4 protein-coding genes are annotated in these 4,708 nt (G+C 36.3%); 3 read left to right on the plus strand and 1 reads right to left on the minus strand.

Annotation, left to right across the window (positions count from 1 at the left end):
• Positions 1–263 precede the first annotated feature (263 nt).
• Positions 264–527 (minus strand): hypothetical protein, encoded by a 264-nt coding sequence (locus tag E1171_RS06690; protein ID WP_187696312.1) that lies wholly within the window; start codon positions 525–527, stop codon positions 264–266.
• A gap of 104 nt (positions 528–631) precedes the next feature.
• Here E1171_RS06690 and recQ point away from each other — a divergent pair, with 104 nt between their 5' ends.
• The 3 genes from recQ to E1171_RS06705 all read left to right on the plus strand — a co-directional run.
• Positions 632–2,764, plus strand: coding sequence for a DNA helicase RecQ (gene recQ, locus E1171_RS06695; RefSeq protein ID WP_155205236.1), 2,133 nt, complete (start codon positions 632–634; stop codon positions 2,762–2,764).
• Between the two features lie 285 nt (positions 2,765–3,049).
• The gene (locus tag E1171_RS06700) at positions 3,050–4,102 is read left to right on the plus strand and encodes a potassium channel family protein (protein ID WP_155205237.1); all 1,053 of its coding nucleotides are present in this window, start codon (positions 3,050–3,052) and stop codon (positions 4,100–4,102) included.
• Between the two features lie 243 nt (positions 4,103–4,345).
• Positions 4,346–4,708, plus strand: a 363-nt coding sequence (locus E1171_RS06705) for a MarR family winged helix-turn-helix transcriptional regulator (protein ID WP_155205238.1), incomplete at its 3' end; no start/stop codon positions are given.

The following is a 4,708-nucleotide window of genomic DNA, read 5'->3' on the forward strand; positions in this document are numbered from 1 at the left end:
AAAAAATACAAAATATTGGAAACTAACCTTTTAGCAAATGGGATTTGTGAAAAATGCAATCAAAAATAAAGTTCCAGGCACCTGTATTTCTTCCACCTTTTAAATTTAGAATTTAAATAAAGGTAATTAAATGATATACTCACTCTAATTTCTCCTTTTCGTTTACTTCTAAACTTCTTTTTTGGATTTCCCTTTAAAAACTCTACTTAAAGCACATATTTGTGGAAATTTGCGCATTTGATGGTGCATAACTCATTCTTTTCCTACACCACACCGACTTCTTTCTTTCTTTTTCTTACAGGAGATGTATCCGGATGCCGGCCTTTTCCATTTCCTTTAGGTAAACATACTCCAGGAGGCAAATCCAACTTAGGGGTTTTATCAATAGAAATTCCCCCATCTCCACCGTCTTGTCCTCCTCCTTTATTGGGGCCTTTTCTGGTTTTTTTAAGAAAAATACTCATAAAGTAAATCAAAACGCCGTAGGCTACTACACACAAGATAATATCAATTACAAAGTGGCCCATAATTTTCCTCGCCTTATATTAAAAAAACAGCATGAAATTTTATAAGTTCCTTTTAGAGTTGTTTGGATGAACCTACATTTGTCATTTACAGATATTTCCGGCCTATGAAAAAACAACAATCTTTACTTTCCCCAAAGCTTATATTGGAGAAATTTTACGGTTATTCCACCTTTCGGCCCATGCAGTTGGCCGTTATAAATGCAATTATAGCCCAAAAAGATTGCATGGTTTTGATGCCTACAGGAGGCGGAAAATCTTTATGTTATCAAATTCCTGCATTGGCCATGGAAGGTCTGGGGATTGTTATTTCTCCATTAATTGCTTTGATGAAAGATCAGGTAGAAGCCCTAAGAGCAAATAATATTCCTGCAGCCTATATCAACAGCAGTTTAGCGGATAAGAAGATAATGGAAATTGAGGAAGCTTGTTGCCAGGGAAAAATTAAGCTTCTTTATGTTTCACCTGAGAAGCTGGTAACGCCGAATTTCTTAAATTTTATAAAAAGCCTAAAAATCAGCCTTTTTGCAGTTGATGAGGCCCATTGTGTTTCTTTCTGGGGGCATGATTTCCGGCCAGAGTATACAAAGTTGAAGTTACTTCGACAGCTCTTTCCTTTGGTTCCAATGGTTGCTCTGACCGCCACAGCAGACAAATTGAGTCGAAATGATATCGTGAAACAGCTGGAATTACGTAAACCTGAGGTTTTCATTGATTCCTTTGACCGCCCCAACTTGTCTTTAGAAGTACGAGCTGCACAGAATAGAGTAAACCAAATTGTTAGTTTTTTAAGGGAACATGAGCAGCAAGCCGGCATTATTTATTGCCTCAGTAGAAAAGGAACGGAACAATTAACCCAAAAACTGAATCGAAAAGGAATAAATGCCCGGCATTATCATGCCCGCATGGGCGTTGAAGAACGTTCTCAGGTTCAAGAGGCCTTTTTACGTGACGATATTCAAGTGGTTTGTGCAACTATTGCCTTTGGAATGGGTATCGATAAACCTAACGTGAGATGGGTAATTCATTACAATTTACCCAAGAATATCGAAAGCTATTACCAGGAAATTGGAAGGGCTGGAAGGGATGGCTCACCAGCTTCTGCTCTTCTTTTTTATAGTTATGCCGATGTAATCCAGCAACAGTCCATGCTGGAGGATGTAGCACCGGAAAGAAAGCAATTGCAAGAGGCAAAACTGGAAAGACTTCAACAATTTGCCGAGGCAACTATTTGCCGACGAAAGATTCTCCTAAATTATTTCAATGAAAACAGAACTGAAGATTGTGGAAACTGCGATGTTTGCCATGATCCTCCGGAAAGCTTTGATGGAACCACTTTAGCCCAAAAAGCCCTCTCAGCAATTGCAAGAGCACATGAAAAGCTGACCATTAGCCTTTTAATTGATGTATTAAGGGCCGCCAGGAATAAAACCGTCCTAGAGTTGGGTTTACATGAACTGAAAACGTATGGGGCTGGAGTGGAAACATCGGCCTGGTTGTGGAAAAATTATATAATTCAGATGCTAAATCAGGGCTTGATGGAAATTGCTTATGATCAAGGAAATCGACTACGACTTACTCTACTGAGTCGTGAAGTTTTATTTAAAAATAAGAAAGTCAGTTTTTATAGGGAAGAATTCAGAACTTCAGGCACTAAATTAACCAAGAAAGAGGCTGAACCAGTGTTGGAGGACAGATTATTTGACAAAATCAGACAACTAAGAAAAAAAATAGCCGATGAGAATAGCATTCCTCCTTATGTGATTTTCCATGATTCAACTCTTCAGGAAATCGCCGCCAAAAAACCTCTAAATTCTGCTGAAATGCTGGAAATATCAGGGATAGGGGAGGCAAAATTTGAGCGATACGGGGAAGTATTTTTAAAAGAAGTGGTTGAGTTTGTCCTTGAGGAAGTAAAAAAAGGCAAAAAAATAAAAGGAGGTACTCTTCTACTTACTAAGGTAATGTTTGAAAACGGAATGGTCCCTTCACAAATTGCAGAATCGCGAAACCTAAGCGAGGGAACTGTTTACAGCCATTTATTTAAATTGGAGCAACAAGGCTTTTCTATAAAATGGGAAAAATTAATAGATGCGAATGCTTTACAAGATATCGGAAATCTTTTTTATATCCATGGTTTAGACAGTCCTTTAAAGCCGGTTTTTGAAGCTTTAAAAGAAAAATATTCTTACGATCAACTCAGAATAGCTAGAGCGCACTATAATAAAGTAGGATTATAGAAAGGGATCTTAATTTTTTTCTTTCAAATTTTGAAATTAAAGTCCTTTCAAAACTTTTTAAACCTTAGTTAGTTTGATAAATGTCCAATTCCCATTCTTAATCAAATAATGGGTTTGAGCAGTAGGGTATTGTTATAATTATTCTGTAAAGGAAGAATCGAATAATTACTTTCTTTTCCATTTTACCAAAAATCCAATGGAAGAAGTAAAAAAATTCACCAAAACCTGACAAAAACCTTCTTGTAGTTTTTTTAAATTTATGATTGGATACCATATCTTTTTTTCATGAGGGAAGAACGAATTTATGCAAGAAGTATATCTTCAATTCATCGAAGTATCCGTAAGCTTATATGGGCTTTGGGCTTACTATTACTTAGTTTTATTGGCGGAGTAGCAGGGTATATGCTTCTAGAGGGTTATAGCCTCTCTGGGGCTTTATATATGACGGTGATAACGGTTAGCACAGTTGGTTATGGAGAAGTGGAGCCCTTAACCGAAGCTGGTCGTTGGTTTACCAGCCTCTATATAATCTTCAATTTATGTATTTTAGCTTATGTAATTTCAGTAATTACAACCTATTTGTTTGAAGGGGAACTGAAAAAAGTTTTGGGAGAATTAAAAGTAGGAAGAGGAGTGAAAAAATTAAAAAAACACGTCATTGTATGCGGCTATGGCCGCAATGGAGCAAAAGCCTGTGAAGAACTTGCAGGAAGCGGCCGTCAGTTTGTAGTGATTGACAGTAACTCAGAAGTGGCTATGAATTTTCCGGAAAACAAGCACTACCATTTTATTTTGGGTGACGCCACCACGGATGATACTTTAAAAGATGCGGGAATTGAACGGGCCGAAGCCATTATCCTTACTTTGCCAAAAGATGCTGATAATGTATTTATTTCATTAACCGCAAGAGAACTTAACTCTTCCATTGTCATCATATCAAGGGCCTCCAATGTCAATTCAGTGAAAAAGCTATACCGGGCAGGAGCCTCTAAAGTGGTCATGCCTGATGCACTTGGAGGCATGCACATGGCCCAATTAGTAACTAAACCGGATGTTATTGAATTTCTACAACTTCTCAACGGATTAGGAACTTTGAAGCTTAGCTTAGATGAATTTTCATTTGAAAATCTTAAATCCGAATTTAGAGATAAGACCATTCGTGATTTGGATATAAGGAAAAGAACGGGGGCAACAGTGATTGGTTTTAAAGATAGCAATCAAGGCTTTTATTTCAATCCCCATGCAGAAACTGTCATAAAAAAAGATGTGACGCTTATTGTGGTAGGAAATGAGCAGGAAATTGAAAATTTCCGGAAATTCTACTCCACTATTAAGTAATAAGGGGTTGTTAAAAATTCATCAATTTTTCTTTATTAACTCTTGACCTCTAATTGACTACTCAGAATTCCCATTGATAATTTCTTGGGAACAAAATTAGCATTATCTACAAAATATCAATGCTTTTGGTTATAATCCTGACAATCAGTATACCATTTGAAAATTATTTCAAATTTTCGCAACATTTTTATCACAATTAAGTTAATTATAATATATTTGTAATTACAAACTTTGTTAAAACGCATGAATATCAAAGATGTAATAAAGCAGCGTAAGGAATTTTCAAGTAAACGTGAAATGGCCTCTATCAATATTTTATTTACGGCGAATTGGTTTACAGAAAAGATAGTTGCTATGCTTAAGGAGTACAAAATAAATGATCAGCACTATAATATCCTTAGAATTTTAAAAGGACAATATCCTAATTATTTATCTCCAGGAGAGATAAAAGAGGTACTATTGAATAAAAGAGGTGATTTGACCCGTCTGCTAGATAAATTAGTTCAATTAGAATTGGTAAGTAGGTGTGGGAATGAAACAAACCGTAGGATGGTAAATATTAGCATTACCAATAAAGGATTGGACCTCTTAGACACGATAGAGGTG

Origin of the sequence: Xanthovirga aplysinae (genome assembly GCF_009711365.1) — a bacterium.
Taxonomy (GTDB): Bacteria; Bacteroidota; Bacteroidia; order Cytophagales; family Cyclobacteriaceae; genus Xanthovirga; species Xanthovirga aplysinae.